At 38.2% G+C, this 22,112-nt stretch carries 17 protein-coding genes, 1 other RNA gene, 2 pseudogenes and 1 other annotated feature; of the genes and pseudogenes, 17 read left to right on the top strand and 3 right to left on the bottom strand.

Annotated features, from left to right (window positions below):
* Window positions 1-79 precede the first annotated feature (79 nt).
* Entirely contained in the window at window positions 80-1,321 is a 1,242-nt protein-coding gene (locus tag BkAM31D_RS04400; protein WP_066155729.1) for a homoserine dehydrogenase, read from the top strand.
* On the opposite strand, the gene BkAM31D_RS04405 is transcribed toward BkAM31D_RS04400, so the two are convergent.
* Window positions 1,293-1,598: a hypothetical protein gene (locus BkAM31D_RS04405; RefSeq protein WP_169801120.1), complete on the bottom strand. Its 306-nt coding sequence runs from the start codon at window positions 1,596-1,598 to the stop codon at window positions 1,293-1,295. The genes BkAM31D_RS04400 and BkAM31D_RS04405 overlap by 29 nt on opposite strands.
* Before the next feature lie 199 nt (window positions 1,599-1,797).
* Between BkAM31D_RS04405 and ssrS the strand changes: the two genes are divergently transcribed.
* The 6 genes from ssrS to BkAM31D_RS04435 all read left to right on the top strand — a co-directional run bounded on the left by ssrS (window position 1,798) and on the right by BkAM31D_RS04435 (window position 8,177).
* A non-coding RNA gene (gene ssrS / locus BkAM31D_RS04410) (6S RNA) lies at window positions 1,798-1,979 on the top strand.
* 137 nt (window positions 1,980-2,116) lie between these two features.
* Entirely contained in the window at window positions 2,117-2,878 is a 762-nt protein-coding gene (locus BkAM31D_RS04415) for a tRNA threonylcarbamoyladenosine dehydratase (protein WP_066155720.1), read from the top strand.
* A 502-nt stretch (window positions 2,879-3,380) separates the two neighbouring features.
* Window positions 3,381-5,159 (top strand): L-lactate permease, encoded by a 1,779-nt coding sequence (locus tag BkAM31D_RS04420; protein ID WP_066155717.1) that lies wholly within the window; start codon window positions 3,381-3,383, stop codon window positions 5,157-5,159.
* A gap of 134 nt (window positions 5,160-5,293) precedes the next feature.
* The gene (locus BkAM31D_RS04425) at window positions 5,294-6,016 is read left to right on the top strand and encodes a (Fe-S)-binding protein (protein WP_066155714.1); all 723 of its coding nucleotides are present in this window, start codon (window positions 5,294-5,296) and stop codon (window positions 6,014-6,016) included.
* 14 nt (window positions 6,017-6,030) lie between these two features.
* Complete coding sequence (locus BkAM31D_RS04430) at window positions 6,031-7,461, top strand: LutB/LldF family L-lactate oxidation iron-sulfur protein (protein ID WP_066155711.1); 1,431 nt, start codon at window positions 6,031-6,033, stop codon at window positions 7,459-7,461.
* The gene (locus tag BkAM31D_RS04435) at window positions 7,458-8,177 is read left to right on the top strand and encodes a LutC/YkgG family protein (RefSeq protein ID WP_066155708.1); all 720 of its coding nucleotides are present in this window, start codon (window positions 7,458-7,460) and stop codon (window positions 8,175-8,177) included. Before BkAM31D_RS04430 ends, BkAM31D_RS04435 begins: the two co-directional genes overlap by 4 nt.
* A gap of 184 nt (window positions 8,178-8,361) precedes the next feature.
* Here the strand turns inward: BkAM31D_RS04435 and BkAM31D_RS04440 are convergent, their stop codons facing one another.
* Complete coding sequence (locus tag BkAM31D_RS04440) at window positions 8,362-8,988, bottom strand: RsfA family transcriptional regulator (protein ID WP_066155705.1); 627 nt, start codon at window positions 8,986-8,988, stop codon at window positions 8,362-8,364.
* A gap of 193 nt (window positions 8,989-9,181) precedes the next feature.
* A pseudogene (locus tag BkAM31D_RS04445) lies at window positions 9,182-10,452 on the bottom strand (replication-associated recombination protein A).
* A gap of 231 nt (window positions 10,453-10,683) precedes the next feature.
* Here BkAM31D_RS04445 and BkAM31D_RS04450 point away from each other — a divergent pair.
* From BkAM31D_RS04450 to alaS, 10 genes and pseudogenes are all read left to right on the top strand, one after another.
* A complete protein-coding gene (locus tag BkAM31D_RS04450) occupies window positions 10,684-11,319 on the top strand; it encodes a YczE/YyaS/YitT family protein (protein WP_066155699.1) in 636 nt (211 codons plus the stop codon).
* The gene (gene cymR / locus BkAM31D_RS04455) at window positions 11,264-11,683 is read left to right on the top strand and encodes a cysteine metabolism transcriptional regulator CymR (RefSeq protein ID WP_066155697.1); all 420 of its coding nucleotides are present in this window, start codon (window positions 11,264-11,266) and stop codon (window positions 11,681-11,683) included. Before BkAM31D_RS04450 ends, cymR begins: the two co-directional genes overlap by 56 nt.
* Before the next feature lie 213 nt (window positions 11,684-11,896).
* Complete coding sequence (locus tag BkAM31D_RS04460) at window positions 11,897-13,057, top strand: cysteine desulfurase family protein (RefSeq protein ID WP_066155695.1); 1,161 nt, start codon at window positions 11,897-11,899, stop codon at window positions 13,055-13,057.
* A 20-nt stretch (window positions 13,058-13,077) separates the two neighbouring features.
* Window positions 13,078-14,180: pseudogene (mnmA, locus tag BkAM31D_RS04465) on the top strand (tRNA 2-thiouridine(34) synthase MnmA).
* 65 nt (window positions 14,181-14,245) lie between these two features.
* Window positions 14,246-14,899: a tetratricopeptide repeat protein gene (locus BkAM31D_RS04470; protein ID WP_066155688.1), complete on the top strand. Its 654-nt coding sequence runs from the start codon at window positions 14,246-14,248 to the stop codon at window positions 14,897-14,899.
* A gap of 12 nt (window positions 14,900-14,911) precedes the next feature.
* Window positions 14,912-17,233, top strand: a complete 2,322-nt coding sequence (gene recD2, locus BkAM31D_RS04475) for an SF1B family DNA helicase RecD2 (protein ID WP_066155683.1) — start codon at window positions 14,912-14,914, stop codon at window positions 17,231-17,233.
* 28 nt (window positions 17,234-17,261) lie between these two features.
* Entirely contained in the window at window positions 17,262-17,735 is a 474-nt protein-coding gene (locus BkAM31D_RS04480; RefSeq protein ID WP_066155679.1) for a PRC-barrel domain-containing protein, read from the top strand.
* 16 nt (window positions 17,736-17,751) lie between these two features.
* Complete coding sequence (locus tag BkAM31D_RS04485; RefSeq protein WP_174521918.1) at window positions 17,752-17,958, top strand: YrzR-like zinc ribbon domain; 207 nt, start codon at window positions 17,752-17,754, stop codon at window positions 17,956-17,958.
* Window positions 17,959-18,091: 133 nt separating this feature from the next.
* On the top strand, window positions 18,092-19,156 hold the full coding sequence (locus tag BkAM31D_RS04490; protein ID WP_066155673.1) for an AI-2E family transporter: 1,065 nt from the start codon (window positions 18,092-18,094) through the stop codon (window positions 19,154-19,156).
* A 43-nt stretch (window positions 19,157-19,199) separates the two neighbouring features.
* Window positions 19,200-19,405, top strand: a binding site (T-box leader).
* A gap of 54 nt (window positions 19,406-19,459) precedes the next feature.
* Complete coding sequence (gene alaS / locus BkAM31D_RS04495; RefSeq protein ID WP_066155671.1) at window positions 19,460-22,099, top strand: alanine--tRNA ligase; 2,640 nt, start codon at window positions 19,460-19,462, stop codon at window positions 22,097-22,099.
* Window positions 22,100-22,112: the final 13 nt, after the last annotated feature.

Below are 22,112 nucleotides of genomic sequence, written 5' to 3' on the forward strand. Positions count from 1 at the left end.
AACCTTTCCTTATCGGAGAGGTTTTTTTGTTTTTATTTTCTTTTTGAAGAGGTCGGATAGAAAGTAGGAGGGGAAAGTGATGATAAATATAGGTTTAATTGGGTATGGAACTGTAGGTAGTGGGGTATATGAGAGGCTAATAGAAACGAAGGAGCAAATAGAAACATTATTGGGTAGTCAGATTCGAATTGCCTCTGTGTTAGTTAAAGACAAACAAAAAAAGCGTATAGTAGAGACGGATGCAATGGTAACAAGTGATTGGCATGAATTTTGTCAAGCCGCTGAGTTTGACATCATCTTTGAGGCAATTGGTGGTGTTGAACCAGCTTTTACATATACGTCGGAGTTGTTAAAAAAAGGCGTACCTGTAATTACAGCTAATAAGAAACTAGTTGCTGAAAAAGGGAATGTATTAGAAGAAATGGCAAAAGAACAATCAACCTATTATGGATATGAAGCCGCGGTTGCAGGGGGAATACCAATCATTAATGCCTTAAAAGGAACGTTAATGACGACCTCTATTACGAGAGTTGCTGGTATTTTAAATGGGACAACAAACTATATCCTGACAGAAATGATTGATAACCATCGTGCCTTTTCTGATGTGTTACTTGATGCACAAGAGCGAGGTTACGCAGAATCTGATCCTAGTGATGATATTGATGGCTTTGATGCATGGTATAAAATAAGAATCTTAAGTCGTCTCTGTTTTGGCGAATGGCCAAATGTGCTAGATATTCCACGAGTAGGTATTACAGAATTGGAAGATTGGCATGTAGAAATAGGAGAAAGATTTGGATTCAAAATTAAATTAATGGCTGAAGCTGTTCAAGAAGATAAAAAAATAATTGGGCGTGTTACACCTGCCTTTTTAACTCAAACAGAAGCATTAGCTAATGTTCAAGGTGTCTTGAATGCCGTTGTTCTTCAAGGAGATGCAATTGATCAACTGCTTTTTGTAGGTCCTGGTGCAGGAAAAAAGGCAACAGCAAATAGTATGGTAGAGGACTTTCTATACCATGAAAGATCGAAAGATACAACTAGACGATCAATCTTAAATAACGAAAAGTTATCAGCAAGCTCAATTGTTCATGAGTTAATGTTTATTAGACATGATCAAAGAGAACAAGCGTTAAAATGGGTAAAGTTAATGAACGTACATGTGTTAGATACATGTGACCACTATGAGGGTGAAGGTTGGATTATATGCAACAGTAACTCTCCTTCACCTTTCAAACATTACCCTATTTATGGTGACATCTCTAGTCGTAAGAGGTTGGAAGCAGTACATTTTAGCGAAGCTCGGGACGCTTTAATTTAAGTTGTTGGTAAGCACTTACTAAAGGTTTGGCATCTTCTTTAATGTAAAACGTTCGAACACCACGGTTTGTATGGAGATAAAGAAAACCCATAGCATTTCTCTCTTGTTTTTTACGATAGGAGATATCAAAAATCGAGGTTAATGGGAAAACTTCATCTTTAACATTTAGTTGATTATCAAACAGCTTTATATCGAAGGTCGTTTCAATGATACGCTTTTGTGTCCAACCAATTTCTTGATGAACCTCTACACATGTTTGAGTAGCTAGAAGCTTCAAAAAGGCACATCCTTTCATACACATAATTTTATAGTAAGTCTAACATAGAGATAGGGATGTTTCCAAAGCGCACTTAGAAATAGTCGATATTTATTGTTCAGTTAATTGTGGAACAAACATCGTTGAAAATAATGTTTCAATATTCAGATATATATATTGACCAAGAAAATGGTTTTTGTTAAACTGAATATAACAAGTAAGATTCCTAAGATGTACGTAGACATTTACGTTTTGAGCCAACAGTTTTTGTAAGGGAGTTCGAGTTGAAATTGTGATTACAAGCCTTCATTGTGTAGAGGAAGTAAAATCAATTTCGCAGGGCACCCACCTGCTTAGGAGCAGGTTCAAAACAATAAATAACACGGCATCATTGGGTTTCTTACGCTACATAGTATGAAAAAGCGACTTCTGACTAGGAAGTTGCTTTTTTAATGTCCTTACGAACCAAGCGCTTTTAGACTTTTGCTGATGGCTATGGTATATTCAATCCGTAAACCAGTTTGGAAGGGGTATAATGTATGCTGCATCAATTTTCACGTAATGAACTAGCAATTGGTCATGATGGACTAGATAAGTTAAAAAACAGCACAGTAGCCGTTTTAGGTGTTGGAGGAGTAGGCTCCTTTTCTGTAGAAGCATTAGCACGCTCAGGAGTAGGCCGTTTAATCCTTGTAGATAAAGATGATGTTGATATTACGAATGTAAATAGACAAATCCATGCTTTATTATCCACAGTTGGGAGACAAAAAGTAGAATTAATGAAAGAGCGGATAGAAGATATTAATCCTGACTGTGAAGTAATTGCTTTGAAAATGTTTTATACAGAAGAAACATATGAGCAATTTTTCAGTTATGATTTAGATTATGTAGTCGATGCAAGTGATACAATTGGCTACAAAATACATCTAATGAAACAATGCTTAGAAAGAAAAATTCCAATCATCTCAAGTATGGGCGCTGCCAATAAAATGGACCCGACTCGCTTTAGAATTGCAGATATTTCTAAGACAAGTTATGATCCGATAGCAAAAGTGATACGGACGAAGCTTCGAAAGGAAGGGATACATAAAGGAATAGAAGTCGTTTATTCTGATGAACAGCCGATTAAGATTAGAGAAGAAATTCGGAAAGAAATTGTGTCAGAAGCGGCTGAAGCAGGGAAAATTAGAAAAGCTAAAATGCCTCCTTCTTCTAATGCTTTCGTTCCATCAGTTGCAGGGTTAATTATGGCTGGTCATGTCATTACGAAACTGTTAAAAGATATTACGATAGAGCGGTAAATTGGCGGTATAACATGACTAAATAGTTATAAAGTAATAGTGATAGAATCTATAAAAGCAAATCTTCATTGTGAGTGAAAAATGAGGCTGGGGCTGGGACATGAATAAAGAGTTTTAATGAAAGTACGAACGATGACAAGCTATTAGGAGCGGATGCTATTATGCATCTACGGTCATTGCGTTCGGATTTTGTTAATTAAAACTCTTTTGTTTCGGCCTCATTTTTCATTACGTACCTATAGTCTCTATATTGGCGGCTTTCACATATTTTAAAATAATAGGAAAAACAGAGCTATGTACTTCCTATAAAGAGTATCAAAGTCTATAAATAAGATTATATTTTTGTGTATTCATACAAAATATATTGTTATTTATCTAAAACAGCTAGAAAAAGTTGAATATTTATTGAACATTTTATTATAATGAAAGCACTTACAGTTCAGGTCGTCTGATGACCTGAACGTTAGATATTTTAAGAGTTTGATCTTAGGGGGAGTATCAGATGAGTTTAGGAGCTTTAGCGTTATTAGCACTAGTTCCAATTCTATCAGTTTTTTTATTTTTAGTTTTATTAAAATGGCCTGCTAAACGAGCGATGCCATTAGCATTTTTAATTACAGTTATTGTGTCATTTTTTATTTGGGGAGTACCTGGAAATCAAATCGCGGCTGCGAGTATTCGCGGTGTCACGACTGCATTAGAAGTACTATTAATCGTTTTCGGAGCAATTCTGCTCTTGAATGCGTTAAAAGAAAACGGAGCGATACATACGATCCGTCAAGGATTTACCAATATTTCACCTGACCGCCGAGTTCAAGCCATCATTATTTGTTGGTTATTTGGCTCATTTATTGAAGGAGCATCAGGCTGGGGAACACCAGCTGCAATTGTAGCGCCGTTACTAGTTGCAATTGGATTTCCCGCAATGGCTTCAGTAGTCGTTGCCCTCATTATTCAATCAACACCGGTTTCATTCGGGGCTGTTGGAACACCTATTTTAATTGGTGTTAATTCTGGTTTAGGAGAATCTGCTCTTGTCCATGAAACGGCGGCCAACTTAGGGATGACCTATGATGCTTATATTCGTTCAATTGGAGGAGAAGTAGCAATTATTCATGGGATTGTCGGCATTTTTATCCCATTATTTATGGTTACAATGTTAACAACTTTCTTTGGAAAGAATAAATCAATTACTGAAGGATTAGCGATTTGGCCGTTTGCGATTTTTGCCGGTCTATCATTTACAATTCCTTTTGCTTTAGTAGCTAATATTCTAGGGCCGGAATTTCCATCTATGTTCGGTGGATTAATTGGTTTAGCAATTGTTATTCCAGCGGCAAAAAGAGGATTCTTAATTCCAAAAAACGTTTGGGATTTTGATTCAAAACAAAATTGGGATCCGGAATGGGTTGGAAGACTTAAAGTCTCAAATGCGAAACCACCGCGTAAGATTAGTACTTTTATGGCATGGTTACCATATGTAATTGTTGGAGTAATTCTAGTCCTAACACGCGTGAATGCGCTTCCTTTCGGTGATTGGCTAAAAGTTGTAAAAATCAATGTCACTGAGTTATTTGGTACGACCATTTCTTTTACAAGTACACCGTTACATTTACCTGGAACCATCTTAATATTTGTTTCTATCATTGTTTACTTTATGCACAGAATGAAGCCTGATGAGTATAAGAGGGCTACAAAAGAATCCTTTGGTACAGTCGTAAGTGCAGCGCCTGCTTTGTTATTTGCCGTACCGATGGTTCAAGTATTCTTAAACTCGGGTGTCAATTCTAGTGGATTTGAAAGTATGCCAATTGTCCTTGCGGAAAGTGTTTCTCAGTTACTAGGAGATAACTGGCCTGCAGTGGCACCAGCAATTGGTGCATTAGGAGCTTTTGTAGCTGGGAGTAATACAATCAGTAATATGATGTTTTCATTATTCCAATTCGGAGTAGCAGAAAATATCGGTGTAACAGGATCAACGATTGTTGCTCTTCAAGCAGTTGGTGGAGCTGCAGGAAATATGATCTGTGTCCATAACGTAGTAGCAGCCTCGGCTGCAGCAGGGTTGTTAGGTAAAGAAGGCTTAATTATCAGAAAAACCATTATTCCAACTATTTTCTATGTGTTTTTAGCTGGCGGTATTGGGTTTATTATATTAAATGGCGTTGGGTTTAATTTAGGTACAATAATGGTAGCAATCGTGATTGGTATTGTTGTATACGCATTCTCAAAAGGGAGTAAAAAGCGTAAAGAAATGGACAACTATGACCAAGCTGCTTAATTAGGTATTTGTAATCTATTTAAAACATATTATACTAGTGATAGATAAAAGTAAGCGGGTAACATATATGTTGCCCTCTTGCATTTTAATTAAGTCATCAGATGACCTGATCTGATTTAAGGGGAGAGAGATAGATGAACGTCTCATTATTTATAACTTGTTTATCCGATGTCTTTTATCCGGGAGTTGGAAAAGATGTTGTTGAAGTATTAGAGCGATTAGGTTGTAAAATAGATTTTCCTGCTTCGCAAATTTGCTGTGGTCAGCCAGCTTATAATAGCGGGTATCATCGTGAAACAAAGGAAGTTGCTAAAAATATGATTCGTGCTTTTGAACATTCAGAGTATGTGGTAACACCTTCTGGATCATGTGCATCGATGCTTCTTGAATATCCACATTTGTTTAAAGATGAACCAGAATGGAAAGAGAAAGCAGAAAAGCTTGCAGCCAAAACATATGAGTTCACTCAATTTATTGTTGATGTACTAAAGGTTGAGGATGTAGGTGCAAAGTTCCCTGTAAAGGCAACGTATCATACTTCCTGTCATATGACTCGTCTTCTTGGAGTAAAAGATGCCCCGTTAACATTATTAAAGAATGTACAAGGACTAGAATTTACTGACTTACCAAATAAAGAAAATTGCTGTGGGTTCGGAGGAACTTTTTCAGTGAAAATGGTACCAATTTCAGAACAAATGGTAAATGAAAAAATTAGCCATATAGAAAGCACTGAGGCTGAAGTTCTAGTTGGAGCTGATTGTGGATGCTTAATGAATATTGGTGGACGTATAAATAGGCAAGGGAAGCCTATTAAAGTAATGCATATTGCTGAAATTTTAAATAAACAAGCAAACTAGGAGGTGGCTTTAGTATGGCGATGAAGATTGGCAATGAAGAATTTTTTGGTCGAGTTGATAAAGGACTAAAAAATGATTTTATGAGAAATGCAATGGTATCTGCTCAAGAAAGGTTAAAAAACGCCCGCTTAAATGCCGCAGAAGAACTTGGAGATTGGGAAGATTGGCGAGAACTATCGGAAGAAATCCGTCAACATACATTAGAGAACCTTGATTTTTATTTAGAACAATTGACCTCAAATGTGACAGCACAGGGAGGGCATGTTTTCTTTGCAGAGACGGCGGAGGAGGCAAATGAATATATTAAGCGTGTAGTGAAAGAAAAAGAAGCAAAGAAGATTATAAAATCGAAATCAATGGTTACAGAAGAAATCAGTATGAATGAAGCTTTAGAAAGCATGGGCTGTGAAGTGATTGAATCCGATCTTGGGGAGTACATTTTGCAAATTGATGACCACGACCCACCTTCACATATCGTTGCGCCTGCCTTACACAAAAACAAAGAGCAAATTCGAAATACGTTTCATGATAAAAAAGGTTATCAACACTCATCGAAACCCGAGGAATTAGCGCTATTTGCTCGAGAACAATTGCGCCAGGAATTCCTTCAAGCAGACTTAGGAATAACAGGCTGTAACTTTGCTGTAGCTGAATCGGGCAGTATTTCCCTTGTGACAAATGAAGGGAATGCTAGACTTGCTACGAGTTTACCTAAAACACAAATTTCTGTCATGGGAATGGAGAGAATTGTTCCTACGTGGGAAGAGCTAGAAGTACTTGTCAGTATGCTCTGCCGCAGTGCAGTTGGTCAAAAGTTAACAAGTTATATAACCGGTTTAACAGGTCCAAAAGAAGAGGGCGATGTTGATGGACCGGAAGAGTTTCATTTAGTCATAGTTGATAATGGCCGTTCAAAAATTCTAGGAACAGAATTTCAATCTGCGCTTCAATGTATTCGTTGTGCAGCGTGTATTAATGTTTGTCCAATTTATCGTCATATTGGGGGACATTCCTATGGTTCGATATATCCGGGACCAATTGGTGCTGTACTTTCGCCTTTATTAGGCGGCTATGACGAGTATAAGGAACTGCCGTATGCTTCTAGTTTGTGTGCAGCATGTACGGATGCGTGTCCGGTGAAAATTCCTCTCCATGAATTATTAGTGAAGCATCGCCGTAACATGGTAGAAGAGCAAGGGAAGGCTGCATTTGGAGAGAAATTAGCAATGAAAGGCTTCGCATTAGCTGCTAGTTCACCTAAACTTTATAATGTAGGAACGAAAGTGGCGCCACAAGTAATGGGACCTTTGGTGAAAGATGGGAAAATCTCTAAAGGACCAGGACCTGTGAAGCCGTGGACAGATATTCGCGATTTTCCAGAGCCAAGTAAAGAATCCTTTAGAAAGTGGTTTAACAATCGTGATAAAGGAGGGGATTCAGAGTGACAACAAAAGGTACTGTTCATAATCAAGAATCCTTCCTAAATAATATAGCTAAAAGTTTAGGGAGAGAGCGACGTAAGCAGGTTAGCCGTCCAACTTGGAAAAAGCAACCGCAATATAATGTATTTAAAGGTGAGACCCAAGATCAATTAGTAGAAAGATTACGTGAACAATGTGATAGAATTCATACAAGTTTTCAAAAAACTACTATGAACGAACTGCCTCGTGTATTAGAGAATGTTATTTCTTTATTTGATGGAGAGAAAATAATCAATTGGAAAGATGAACGGTTCACACAATTTGGCTTAGACGAGTTGTTTGAGTCATTAAATCGAGAAGGTAAACAAATTCATACTTGGGATCCGGCACGTGGAGAAGAGAATGTTGTTCAAGCAGAACAAGCAGATATTGGAATTACTTTTTCAGATATGACCTTAGCGGAATCTGGGACTGTTGTCTTATTAAGTAATTCGGATAAAGGGCGCTCAGTGAGCCTTTTGCCAACAAGTTATATTGCCATTATTCCTAAAAGTACAATTGTTCCAAGGATGACGCAAGCTGCTAAACATCTTCATGATTTAGCCCAGCAAGAAGGAAGATTCCCTTCTTGCGTTAACTTCATATCAGGTCCTAGTAATAGTGCTGATATAGAAATGAACTTAGTTGTAGGCGTTCATGGTCCTATTAGAGCATGTTATATTATAGTGGAAGATAAATAGTTAGTTTAAGTTTTTAAGCAAAAAGTAATGTGGACTGTCTCAAAGGTGCAAAAGTGGCGCCTTCTGAGACGTTTTTTGTTGGCGTTAGAACAGAGTAGCTTGATAATGAATTCAAGTGAAAGGCGTCTCAAGGAGGGGAAGCAAACCTCCTGAGACGCCTCTTTTTCTTTATTCAAGATTACTATTATTTAGCTAGTTTCTCTAAATTGCCATTCTTGTCCATTTTGAATGCAGCATTAGAAAGGGAATCTTCATCTTCTAATATCGCCATTCTTCTAGCACGATTCATAATTTGAATAAGAGATTGATAATCCTCTTCAATGATACTATTATCCTGTTTAATTTTCTTTAGCTCGCGTTCTAATTCTTGATTACGCAATTGTAATTCTTTATTCTCCATTACTAACTTTTCATTTTCACGTTGTAGAGCTGGAGTTTTCGCATTTGATTGTACCAAAGTTTGTAAATACTGTACTACAGATTCTAACGACATCTCACTATCTAGCGATTGGTTCATCGTTTCCAAAGTAGGTTGCGGTGTCCACATTGGTCTCATCTGAGGATAATAAGAAAAAGTAGCTGCCCTTTTTCTTTCTTTGCGCTCTTTTTTAGCATCAGCTATCTGTTTCATATAACGGTTTCTAACGACAGCATTCCACCTGAAACCACATGCAGCAGAGGTACGATTTAATTCGTCTCCAACTTCATCGAATGCACGAAGTTGAGTGCTTCCTTCTTTAATGTGTTTCAAGACGGTTTCCGCTAATAATACATCATCTTCATGTGACCATGCATCTTGTCTTACTTTCATATTTTATCAACTCCTAATGGTTATTGTTTAGTTGATAAAAATTCTAACCAGATCTAACTATATTTATACAAGGATGATAGAAAAAGATGAAAGTAAATGATAAGAAGCTATTAAAGTCACAGTAAATCTAGAAAAATATAATTTCTCTTCAGAACAAGGATCCCATTAATCTGTTGAATAGAAAATGAGTTTATTACATTTTATTTTGAAGCCGTTCGTATATATCAGCTAACGTTTGTTCAAACTTTCCTGTTCGTTTTGGTTCATAATACTTTTTATTTTTAATTGTATCTGGTAAATACTGTTGTTTGACCCAACCATGCTCAAAATCATGTGGATATTTGTAATCTATCCCTCGGCCTAGTTGGGCGGCGCCTTGATAATGAGCATCTCGTAAATGTTTTGGTACAGTACCGACTTTTCCACTGCGGATATCAGCAATCGCAGCATCAAGTGCCTTATAGGCAGAATTTGATTTGGGTGAAAGACAAAGTTCAATGACTGCATTGGCTAAAGGGATCCGAGCTTCAGGAAAACCGAGACGTTCCGATGCCTCAATTGCTGATAAGGTTCTTGGTCCAGCTTGGGGGTTTGCAAGACCAATATCTTCATAGGCAATTACGAGTAATCGTCTACTAATACTTGTTAGATCACCTGCTTCAATTAATCGCCCAAGGTAATGCAAAGAGGCGTTAACGTCACTACCTCTAATCGATTTCTGAAAAGCAGAAAGGACATCGTAATGAGCATCACCATCTTTATCATGGTGAAAGCTTTTCTTTTGAATACTCGATTCGGCAGTGGAAAGTGAAATGAATTTTTCTTCGTTTTCATTTGGATAGGTTGAAAGTATTGCTAGTTCTAAGCCGTTTAATGCCGAACGCACATCTCCTCCACATGCATGGGATAAGTGAGTAAGAGCCCCTCTTCAAACGTAATCTTTTGCTTTCCAAAGCCATTGACTTCATCTTCTACTGCTCTTTCTAACGCTCGCTTGATTTCCTCTGGAGTTAGAGGCTCTAACTCAAAGATTTGGCAGCGACTTCTAATTGCTGGATTGATTGAATGGTATGGATTTGATGTTGTGGCACCTATTAAAATAATTAGACCATTCTCTAAATGAGGCAGTAAGAAATCTTGTTTGCCTTTGTCTAAACGATGCACCTCATCAAGAATTAGAATCAGTTGACCGTGCATTTTTGCTTCTTCAACAGCTATCTCCAAATCTTTTTTGTTGTTCACTACAGCATTTAATAATTTTGAAGGAGTACCTGTGGATCCAGCAATTGCACTTGCTATTGATGTTTTACCAATACCAGGTGGTCCATATAAGATCATCGAGGACAGCTGAGAAGCATCAACCATGCGTCTCAATAACTTTCCCTCACCGATAAGATGTTGTTGACCAATTATTTCTTCTATTTTCCGAGGACGCATTTTAAATGCGAGTGGCTGCTTTTTCATTTTAGACCTCCGTCATCAATGCTACTGTAAGTGTAATAGAAGAAATGCTAAATGCCAACTGATCAGAGTGTTATTGAGTTTTTCATAAAGGTATCAGTTTCAAGTGTCTTATACGCAAAAATGAGATGTTTCATGCTATAATGGCAAAGACTTAGTAGAGAGAAGGGATATCTCTTGGAATATGGTTTTGATAATAGAAAACGTACGTTTTTCCTTCGGTGGAGTACGTTTATGCTTGGGCTTATGGTAATGGCGTTTGGAATTGCTATGATGATCCGAGCGGAGTTAGGAGGAGCTCCTTGGGATGTCCTTCATTTAGGATTAACGATGCAATTTGGGTTAACAGTTGGAACATGGTCGATTATTATGGGGGCTATTGTATTAGGAGTCTCCGCGCTATTGACAAAGATATGGCCAAAGTTAGGGGCCTTCCTTAACATGCTGTTTCTTGGAATTTTTATTGATCTTTGCTTGTGGATGATTTCGACACCTGTAAATAGCTACTTACAATATTTAATGCTTGGAATCGGAATTATTCTAATTGGATATGGGATTGGAATTTATATAGCACCTAGGTGCGGCGCTGGACCACGGGATAGTTTAATGTTAGCTTTACAAGAAAGAACGGGTTGGAAAGTACAGTATGTACGGGGGACAATGGAAGTAATTGTTTTAACCGTCGGTTGGCTAATGGGCGGTAAGGTGTTTATCGGCACAGTATTATTTTGCTTTGGGATTGGTTCAGTTGTCGGTATAACGATGCCACAATGTCAAAAACTATTTGATTTTATAATGAAAAGAGGGAATGTAGATGAAAATATCAACGAAGGGTCGATACGGACTTACCATCATGATGGCATTGGCTAAACGTACGGGAGAAGGGCCAATTTCATTAAAATCAATTGCGAAGGAATATGACTTATCAGAGCATTATTTAGAACAATTAATTGCGCCACTCAGAAACGCAATGCTAGTTAAAAGCGTACGAGGTGCCTATGGTGGATATATGTTAGCAAAAGAAGCAAAAGATATTACTGCTGGTGATATTATTCGTGTGCTCGAAGGCCCTATAAGTCCAGTAGAAGTAATGGACGACGAAGAACCAGCCAAACGTAATCTATGGATAAAAATCCGTGATGCTGTCAAGGATGTACTAGACAACACAACCCTAGATGACCTAGCTAACTACGAAGACAAAGGCGAACAAGAATATTATATGTTTTATATTTAAGAGTCATTAGAAAAAGGGCGCACTTCCCTTTTTCTAGTGACTCGAAGCAATGAGCGAAGCCCCTGCAAGGTTTTAAGGTCTTTATGAGCGGTTTTCTCATAAGACCGCGCAGGGAGAGAAGCCATTGCCGGAACGAAGGAAAGCTAAAAAGATATTAAGGAAAAAAAGGGCGCACTTCCCTTTTTAAATAACTATTAAAAGAAGGTGAGTAACGTGGAGATGATCTATGTCGACCACGCTGCAACGTCTCCTCTACATCCAGAAGTTATTGAGGCGATGCTCCCATACTATCAAACAGTGTTTGGAAATCCATCTAGTATTCATCAGATAGGTAGACAAGCAAGACAAGCGATCGACCAGGCTAGAAGAACGATTGCCAAAAAGCTTGGCACTTCTGATCAAAATCTTGTTTTTACAAGCGGGGGAACAGAAGCGGATAACATGGCTATTTTAGGCTATGCTCTTGAACATGAATTAAATGGCAAACATATTATTACATCACAAATTGAACATCATGCTGTATTACATGCTTGTGAAGAGCTTGAAAAGCGTGGATTTGATGTTACTTATTTACCAGTGGATGAAACTGGGAGAGTGAGTGTAAATGATGTACAAGAGGCACTAAGAGATGATACGATTCTTGTTACGCTGATGTTTGGAAACAACGAAGTAGCAACTGTTCAACCAATTAAGGAAATTGGAGATGTTTTGAAGGGGCACCAAGCTGCTTTTCATACAGACGCGGTTCAAGCTTGTGGGGTTATTGAGTTGAATGTATCGGAGTTACCAGTAGATATGCTTTCAATTTCAGCTCACAAAATAAATGGTCCAAAAGGTATTGGTCTTCTATATGTACGTAATGGAGTGAAACTTCGTCCGGTTCTTTTTGGAGGCGAACAAGAAAGAAAGCGAAGAGCAGGGACTGAAAATGTCGCTGCCATTGTTGGCTTTGCTAAAGCAATGGAGATCGCTGTAGATTCTATTGAAGAAAGACAAGAGCTTTATCAACAATTTTCAAAGATATTAATCGATACTTGGACAAAGGAAGAAGTCATTTTCTCTATAAATGGACATCAACATGAGCGGTTGCCACATGTTGTGAACGTAAGTTTTAGAGGAGTTAATATTGAGTCATTGCTGATGAATCTAGATTTAACAGGAATTGCAGCCTCGAGCGGTTCTGCTTGTACAGCGGGATCAATTGAGCCGTCCCATGTACTTGTAGCGATGTTTGGTAAAGCAGATGAACGCATTCAATCAGCCATTCGATTTAGTTTTGGCCTAGGTAATACGGTTGAACAGATTCAACGTGTGGCCAATGAAACGGCTCAGATAGTAAAACGGCTTGGACAACAAAGTGAATTTATCAGCTAGATAAAGGTGGTGGGTGAAAAATGAATAAACGACCAGAAGATACAAGAGTTGTTGTTGGAATGTCAGGTGGGGTTGACTCGTCTGTAACAGCGTTGTTGCTCAAAGAGCAAGGCTATGATGTAATCGGTATTTTCATGAAGAACTGGGATGATACAGATGAGAATGGTTTCTGTACCGCTACGGAAGATTATGAAGATGTCATTCGAGTTTGTAACCAAATTGGTATCCCATACTACGCGGTTAATTTTGAAAAGCAATATTGGGACAAAGTGTTTACTTATTTTCTTGAAGAATATAAGGCTGGACGAACTCCTAACCCTGATGTCATGTGTAATAAAGAAATTAAGTTTAAAGCCTTTTTAAACCATGCGATGACTCTAGGTGCCGATTATGTTGCAACGGGGCATTATGCTCGTGTTGAAGAAAAGAATGGAGAATTTTTCTTACTACGTGGTGTTGATGATAATAAGGATCAAACGTATTTCTTGAATGCATTGTCGCAAAAACAATTATCTAAGACAATGTTTCCGATCGGTCATATCCCGAAAAAAGAAGTAAGGGAATTAGCGTTGAAAGCTGATTTAGCAACAGCAAAGAAAAAAGACAGTACGGGTATTTGTTTTATTGGTGAACGGAATTTCAAAGAATTTTTAAGTGAGTTTTTACCTGCACAACCAGGTGAAATGCAAACATTGACAGGAGAAGTCAAAGGAAAACATGATGGGTTAATGTATTACACACTAGGTCAACGTCAAGGGCTTGGCATTGGTGGTGCTGGGGAACCTTGGTTTGTTATTGGTAAAGATTTAGAGAAAAATGTCTTGCTTGTGGGGCAAGGTTTTCATCATGAAGGTTTATATTCTGAGGGCTAGATGCCATTGGTATGAATTGGATTGGCGGGAATCCGGTTGAAAAGGAAATAACGTGTACAGCAAAGTTCCGTTACCGACAAGAAGACCAAGAAGTGACAGTCTACCCTGGAGAAGATAATACAATTAAAGTGTATTTCCACGAGCGCCAGCGTGCAATTACACCTGGACAAGCAGTCGTTTTATACGATGGCGATGTTTGTCTTGGTGGAGCAACAATTGATCATGTAATTAAGAAGTGGGAAAATGCCTAGTGAGGCGTTTTCCTTTTTCAATTCGTGTCCGTTGTATGATAAGTTGATGAAATGAGGGATTATTTATGTTAAATGAAAAAGGCATAGCATATATGAATGAGCAAAAGTATGAAGAGGCTGCTAATATGTTTAATCAAGCGATTGAAGAAAACCCGAAAGATCCAACAGGGTTTATTAATTTTGGAAATTTGCTTGGACTATTAGGCGATTATGAACGTGCTTTAGTATTTTTTGATAAGGCAATTGGTCTTGATGAGCACGCAGCAACGGCTTATTATGGAGCTGGAACGATTTATTATAATCAGGATCAATTTGAAGAAGCTGCTAAGATGTTTAAGAAAGCACTAATGGAGAAGTTAAATGAAGTAGATGTCCATTTTATGTTAGGGATGAGTTATTATCAGTTGAGTGCTTTGCCACATGCCTTAGCTTCTTTTAAGACAGCGGTAGAACTTCAACCTAAAGACGTTGACGCTCGATTTCAATATGGCTTATGCTTAGCTCAATTAGAACAAATTGATGAAGCAATATTAGAGCTTGAACAAGTTGTTAAACTGGATGATCAACATGCAGATGCGTACTTTAACTTAGGTGTTGCTTATGCTTATCAAGATCGAACTGATGATGCATTAGAGGCATTTAAGCAAGCGCTTGTCATTCAACCAGATCATGCTTTAGCAGCGAATGGTAAGAAAACGATTGAACAAGCCATCAAGTAAGGATGATGACGTGTGAATGAGGAATCGATCTTGGAAGAAGAGAGAACTATTGAACGTGGGTTTATAAAAGGAAACGTTAATCATATTGTATTTCGTAATGAGGAAAACTTTTATACAGTAGCGCTTATTCGGGTCCAGCAAACGAATGAAGAATTCAAAGAGAAAACAATTACGGTAGTTGGAGTTTTACCTAAATTAGAACAAGATGAAACGTTTTTGTTTTTTGGTCAAATGATTCAACATCCTAAGTTTGGTGTTCAATATCAAGTTGAACAGTTTAGAAGGGATCTGCCACAAACGAAGCATGGAATTATTCAATATTTGTCTAGCGGCCGTTTTCCTGGTATTGGGTTGAAAACCGCTGAGTCGATTGTTGATGTGTTGGATGAACGAGCTATTACACGGATTGTGGAGGACCGTTCTGTTTTAAGTGATATTCCAAAGTTATCAAAGGAAAAAGCAGATAGCTTATATGAACAGCTTGTTGATCAGCAAGGGGTCGAGCAAGTATTGATGATGTTATCGAAGCACGGATTTGGAGTAGAGCTATCATTAAAAGTGTATCAAGCATATGGATTACAAGCTATTGATATTATTCAAACAAACCCTTATCAATTAATTGCTGATGTTGAAGGGATTGGTTTTAGAAAAGCTGATTTATTAGGCGCAGCAATTGGAATAACCGGGAATCACCCGGATCGGATTCGTGCAGGTTGTCTTTTTTTAATACAGGAACTTTGTCTGCAAGAAGGGCATGTTTTCATTGACAAATCGAGTCTTACCCCACATGTCATATCTCTGCTTTCTTCTTACGAATTTAAGGTTGAAGCACACGAAGTTGAACAACAAATTGAAGTGATGCACGAAGATGATCTCATCTTTTTAGAGGAAGAGAGAGTTTACCTCAAATCATTATATTTTGCTGAAAAAGGGATTGTATCAAGTGTTCGAAGACTACTTAGTGAAGAAATCGAGGAGGAATTTCCGGAAGCTGAATTTCTAAAAGCATTAGGTAAATTGGAAGAAGAATTCAATATAGAGTACGCACCGTCGCAAAAGCAAGCGATTCAAACGGCACTTAGTTCACCATTAATGATCTTAACGGGAGGTCCTGGAACAGGAAAGACGACTGTAATTAAAGGAATTGTTGAGTTATATGCAAGATTACATGGAATTTCATTAGATGAAAAGGCATATACGAAACAAAATCCCTTTCCGATCTTGCTTGTTGCTCCAACAGGGAGAGCTGCTAAGAGGATGAGTGAAGCAACAGAATTACCCGCTACAACCATTCACCGACTACTTGGTTGGAAGGGTGGGACTGGTGGTTTTGAAAAAGGAGATCATGAACCTCTTGAAGGTGATTTACTAATTGTTGATGAAAGCTCAATGGTGGATATATGGTTAATGAATCAGCTTTTGAAATCTGTTCCTAAAGGAATGCAGGTCGTACTTGTAGGCGATCAGGATCAGCTTCCATCAGTCGGACCTGGACAAGTATTACGTGACTTTTTAGATGCAGATGTTATTCCGATGGTACCTTTGGTCGATATTTATCGACAAGCAGAAGGGTCTTCTATTATTGAGCTTGCTCATGCGATGAAACAAGGGAAAATGCCTGAAAATCTGCCCAATCCTCAAAAAGACCGTCGCTTTTTTCCTTGTCAAATGGATCATGTACAACAAGTCGTTTCACAAATATGTGAAAATGCATTGAAGAAAGGCTATACTGCGAAGGATATTCAAGTATTAGCCCCGATGTATAAAGGTAGCGCAGGGATTACTGAGTTAAATCGGATGCTCCAACAATTATTTAATCCTCACTCGGATCAACGCCGTGAAATTAGCTTCGGTGACGTTGTTTATCGAACAGGTGATGTTGTTTTACAATTGGTGAATAATCCAGATGAAAATGTTTATAACGGAGACCGTGGAGAAATTGTTGCCATTTTTTACGCCAAAGAAAACCAAGAAAAGCAAGATCAGGTCGTGATTTCTTTTGATGGAATTGAAGTCATCTATCAGAAAAAAGATCTCAATCAAATCACTCATGCCTATTGTTGTTCTATTCATAAAGCACAAGGAAGCGAATTTCCAATTGTTGTGATGCCGGTAGTAAGGAGCTATGCGAGAATGCTAAGAAGAAACTTATTATATACAGGGATTACTCGAGCTAAGCAATTTCTTCTATTATGCGGAGATTTAAAAGCTATACATTCTGCTATCACACAAAAAGAAGAATTGCATAGAAATTCAATGCTTCAAATGAAATTACGAAATTTAACAGTGGAAAAAGCTAACCAACATAACTTAGAGGAAAAAGCCACAAACTAAAAGTGTTCGAAAAAGGTGGCGATTTGCTTTGCGAACATTTTCTACTGTTGAAGGATTACCAGTGATATCTTTGGCAAATGGACACGAATATGGTCATGTCATAGACCTTCTTTATGACGAAGGAACAGCCAAAGGGTTTGTTATTGATCCGAAAGGCTGGTTTGTTAAGCATCAGTTTCTCCCGATTAAATCAATTATGAGTATCGGGACAGCTGGAGTCATGATCGGGAATTCCCATGTTTTAAAACCACTAAGTCTTAATGAAAAAAAAGCAATTCCTCTTAAAACGGGGAAGCGACGTCTTCATGGGACTGCGCTACTTTCGGCTGAGGGGGAAAAATTAGGGCTATTGGAAGATGTATACTTCATGGAAGAATTGGGCACGATTATAGGGTATGAAGTGACGGAAGGGTTGGTAGCAGACCTAGTAGAAGGTCGTAAGGTCGTCAAAAGTCAGGGGAAGCTGACAGTTGCTGGTGGCCGGGCCATCCTAACGGAATAGAAGGGAGCCTATAATCATGCGTTGTCCAAATTGCCAAAGCAAAGATATCGGGAAAATTGGTACAAATCAATACTATTGCTGGAATTGTTTTGTAGAAATGAGTTTATTAAAGGGGCGACTTTCAATGCATCAAGTTGAAGAAGACGGTTCATTAAGCTCATTGGATGATCTGTTTGAAGAGAAGGACCTTCAAGTTGGGATGCAATCAACCGATGCGGTATAAAGAAGGGCCTCGTCTAAAGAAGGGAGTTACGAATTTTGATTCGTTCAAATTATGACTGAATCATTTCTCGTTTCCCTTCTTTTTTGTATGGATAAAAAATACCTGCACACACTAAATTTTGGGGTGTGTATGGATGAACAAGGAAATTCAGCAAAGATGGTTACATAGACTTATCCTGAGCTTATTGGCTCTATTAATTATATTCATGATTGTTCAACTAGCACCGTTATTATCGCCATTCGCGAACGTTATTAGAGCTTTAAGTTTGCCTGTTGGAATTGCAGCTCTACTTACTTATTTACTCCATCCATTGGTCGAAAAGCTGCATGAACTTGGTATGTCACGAGCTTTGGCTGTATTATTAATCTTTTTCTTTGTCGTTTTCCTGCTGGTTTTCTTAGCAATGATTGGATTACCAGCATTCATAAAGCAAATTCAACATGCATTCGAAACATTACCAGAACAATTTACTCAAATAGAAAGAGAAACCGATAAGATTCAGGACCAACTTAGTACGTTACCAGGACCACTTCAGGAGCAATCTCAAGAATGGAGATTGCAGCTTGAGCAAATAGGAAAAGGAATTTTTGATCAAATAGAAGAGATGGCCTTATTCTTAATGAAGTCCATGTTCTCATTTATTGTCATTCCATTTTTGGTGTTCTTTTTTCTAAAAGATCATGATCTTCTCCAAAAAGCAGCTTGGTATCTTACTCCTAGAAAATGGAGAAGCGGATTAAAACGCTATATGAGGGATGTAGATTATACATTTGGGAGTTATATTCGTGGACAGTTGCTCGTCTCGTTATCTGTTTTTATTATATCAACGATTGGCTTATGGATTTTAGGAGTTCCGTATCCAATTGTATTAGGTTTTTTCATGGGTGTCATGGATTTAATCCCATACTTTGGTCCGTTTATTGGTGCGATTCCAGCGGTAATTATTGCTTTCCTACAATCCTGGCAATTAGGCTTGCTTACGATCCTTTTAATTTTTATCATTCAACAAATTGAAGGGAATATTTTATCCCCTGTTATAGTAGGGAAAACATTGCACCTACACCCGGCTTTAATCATTTTAGCTTTGTTGGTTGGAGCTGAAGTTGGTGGTTTTCTCGGCATGTTAATTGCTGTTCCAATTTTAGCAATAGGAAAGGTAACTTTGCTGCATACTCGCCTGCACTTTATGAAAGATTGACATTTGCTGGTTCAATTTCTATAATATAAGGGCAAATACCGAAGTGAAAACGTAGAAGGAACAAGTATGAAGCAGTCCACTTTTAGAGAGGGATACCCATGGCTGGAAGGTATACTAAGTGAAGGGCTTCAGAAAGCTACTCCGGAGTGCAGATAATCTCTGCCGTGCGCCGCGTTAAGGCAGTTAAGTGATAGACAAGTTTGTCTATAATTAGGGTGGTACCGCGTGATGTTAACTCTCGTCCCTTTTTTGGGATCGGGAGTTTTTTGTTTTTTATTATACATAAATAAGGAGATGACTTTAATGAAAAAACTGACGTCTGCTCAGGTAAGACAAATGTATTTAGATTTCTTTAAGGAAAAGGGACATGACATTGAACCAAGTGCTTCTCTTGTCCCTCACGAAGATCCTTCCTTACTCTGGATTAATAGTGGAGTTGCGACATTAAAGAAATATTTTGATGGACGTGTCATTCCAGATAATCCACGTATTACAAATGCGCAAAAATCCATTCGTACAAATGATATCGAAAATGTCGGAAAAACGGCACGTCATCATACATTTTTTGAAATGCTAGGAAATTTCTCAATTGGGGATTACTTTAAAGAAGAAGCGATTGAATGGGCATGGGAATTTTTAACTAGCGAAAAGTGGATTGGATTTGAAGCGGAAAAATTATCTGTGACAGTTCATCCAGAAGATAATGAAGCTTACGATTATTGGAGAGATAAAATCGGAATCTCTGAAGAAAGAATTATCCGCTTAGAGGGTAATTTCTGGGACATTGGAGAAGGGCCAAGTGGACCTAATACTGAAATTTTCTATGACCGTGGTCCTAGTTACGGGAATGATGAGAATGACCCTGAGCTATATCCAGGTGGAGAAAATGAACGTTACCTAGAAGTATGGAACTTAGTATTTTCTCAATTTAATCATAATCCAGATGGTAGTTACACTCCATTACCGAAAAAGAATATTGATACCGGTATGGGGCTAGAACGAATGGTTTCGGTTATCCAAGATGTTCCAACAAACTTCGAGACAGACTTATTTATGCCAATTATTCAAGCGACAGAAGAAATCTCTGGTGTGACATATGGACAAGACAAAGAGAAAGATGTTGCTTTTAAAGTGATCGCCGATCATGTTCGTACGGTTACTTTTGCAGTTTCAGATGGTGCACTTCCTTCAAATGAAGGAAGAGGATATGTGTTAAGAAGATTACTTCGCCGCGCGGTTCGTTATGCAAAATTAATTTCGATTCACCGTCCTTTCATGTACGAGTTAGTGCCAGTTGTTGCTGAAATTATGGTTGACTTTTACCCAGAAGTTAAGGCGAAAACTGATTTTGTCCAAAAAGTACTAAAGAATGAAGAGGAACGTTTCCATGAAACGTTAAATGAAGGATTAGCGATCTTAGGTAAAGTATTAGATGAAGCTTTAGCAGCAGGAAAAGTTAAAATTGATGGTGCTGATGTATTTAGGTTATACGATACGTACGGGTTCCCTGTTGATTTAACAGAAGAATATGTTCAAGAAAAAGGGTTAGAAATCGACCGTGAAGGTTTCGAAACAGAAATGGAAGCTCAGCGGGAGCGTGCTCGTTCTGCACGTCAGGAATCTGGATCAATGCAAGTTCAAGATGAAATACTAGGCCAAATTACCGTGGAGAGTCAATTTGTTGGATATGATCATCTACAGATAGAGTCGAAGATCGAAGTCATTATTGCTGAAAAAGAAGTAAGAGATTCTGTAGCAGCTGGAGTTACAGCGCAAGTGATCTTAGATCAAACTCCTTTTTATGCGGAAAGTGGTGGCCAAGTAGCAGATAAGGGATTGATTCGCGGTAGCAATCTATTAGCAGAAGTGACAGATGTATCAAAAGCTCCAAATGGTCAGCATTTACACACAGTTGTCATTAAAGAAGGTGTACTAGAAAAGGATGATTATGTTACTTGTACTGTAGAAGAAACAGAGAGAACGTCAATCGTCAAAAATCATACAGCGACACATCTTCTTCATCAAGCCTTGAAAGATGTATTAGGCACACATGTTAACCAAGCTGGTTCATTGGTATCAGAAGATCGTCTACGCTTTGATTTCTCTCATTTTGGCCAAGTAACTGTTGAAGAGTTATCGAAAATCGAAGACATTGTCAATCAACAAATTTGGAATGCGCTAGAAGTAGAGATTTCATTGAAAAATCTTGATGAAGCAAAAGAAATGGGGGCAATGGCGTTATTTGGTGAAAAATATGGAGAGACTGTAAGAGTAGTTAAGGTTGGAGAATACAGTTTAGAGCTTTGTGGAGGTTGTCATGTCCGTAATACAGCTGAAATTGGACTATTCAAGCTTGTCTCGGAATCCGGAATTGGTGCTGGAGTACGCCGAATTGAAGCTGTAACTGGAAGAGGAGCATATGAACATATGAATGCTCAAATTCAGCTATTAAAAGATGTTGCTGTTAATTTAAAGGCGAAACGTGTACAAGACGTTCCGGCAAGAATTGAAGCTACGCAACAACAAATCAAAGATTTACAAAGAGAAAATGAATCTTTAACGGCAAAATTGGGTAACATGGAAGCTGGAAATCTTGTTAATGAAGCTGTGGCAATAAACGGTGTTAGTGTCCTTGCTAAAAAAGTTGATGCTGCTGATATGGATGGATTAAGAGGTATTGTTGATAAGCTAAAGCAAGATTTAACATCAGGTATTATCGTACTTGGAGCGGTAGCTGGTGAAAAAGTAAACATCGTTGCAGGGGTTACAAAAGACTTGAACGCAAAAGGATACCATGCCGGTAAACTTGTGAAAGAAGTTGCATCACGTTGTGGCGGTGGCGGTGGTGGCCGTCCTGATATGGCACAAGCTGGTGGGAAAAACCCAAGTGAATTAGAAGAAGCTTTAGCATTTGTAGAAGAATATGTAAATTCAATTTCCTAATTGAAACGTTATA

Origin of the sequence: Halalkalibacter krulwichiae, assembly GCF_002109385.1 — a bacterium.
Taxonomy (GTDB): domain Bacteria; phylum Bacillota; class Bacilli; order Bacillales; family Bacillaceae_D; genus Halalkalibacter; species Halalkalibacter krulwichiae.